An 889-nucleotide genomic window follows, 5' to 3' on the forward strand; every position below is an offset into this window, starting at 1 on the left:
AGGTCATGCTTCTCTCGTCCTCATGGGGGGCTAATCATCCCCTAACGAGGTGTCCACGAGAATTAGACCAGGACACCTTGCCGTACGCGAAATCTGGAGGAAACGGGCGATATGAATACGTTAGATTTTAAGAGGAATGCTGGTTTTTGGCTAAAGAATAGCCAGAGTCGCAGCTGAAAAATTTGTCATTTGGTTTTTCTACAGCCTCGTTAGATGAGCCTTTAACTCTTGCGCCGCAGAAACTAATAACAACCTAAGAAAACGAAATCCATGAAAGCTCTAGTATTTATTTTCCTCGCAATCATATCAATCCATGCACACGCCAGAGAAAGCTGTGAGTCACTAGGAGTCACAGCAACCAACTATGCCCAGGCGGCATACAGCCTTACTTTAGAAGACCCTGATCTAATCGATAAAAATGGACTTTTCAATACATGGATAGGCCTTCTGGCTCATATGCTTGAAGAAAGCGAGAAAAAGGAGCGACACACAAGAGAGTTTTTCGTCTCATCTAAAATTGCCGGCACAGCGATGATTGAAAATCAAAAAGATATTGAGTCGAAAGTATCATCCACAGGATATGTTCCTTTATTTTCCAGAATGGTCATTCGAACCTGCCAGTCTGGCAGAGCCAGCGAATCCACTTCATCTAACTAGTGGTGCAAGCCGCTCGCTTCGCTCACTCGGGACCGGCATAGCCGGCCCCTTAACCAAACGTTATGCCATTAAGGAAACCAAATGATGATCTTAGGGAAACTCTGAAAAAGACTTCCTGATTTTGGCAAAATGCCAGGACTCCACCGCCGAGTTTCCCGATGAAGCAGATGACCTTCGCCGACGCCGAGTACGCAGGCAAGCGCAAGCAGACCCGCAAAGAGTTGTTCCTGAT

At 46.1% G+C, this 889-nt stretch carries 1 protein-coding gene; it reads left to right on the top strand.

Annotated elements, in window-relative coordinates; all coding sequences use genetic code 11:
* Window positions 1-270 precede the first annotated feature (270 nt).
* The gene (locus ACWKV7_RS23665) at window positions 271-657 is read left to right on the top strand and encodes a hypothetical protein (protein WP_483860159.1); all 387 of its coding nucleotides are present in this window, start codon (window positions 271-273) and stop codon (window positions 655-657) included.
* The last annotated feature ends 232 nt before the right edge of the window (window positions 658-889 follow it).

The organism is Zestomonas ipomoeae, assembly GCF_057128665.1.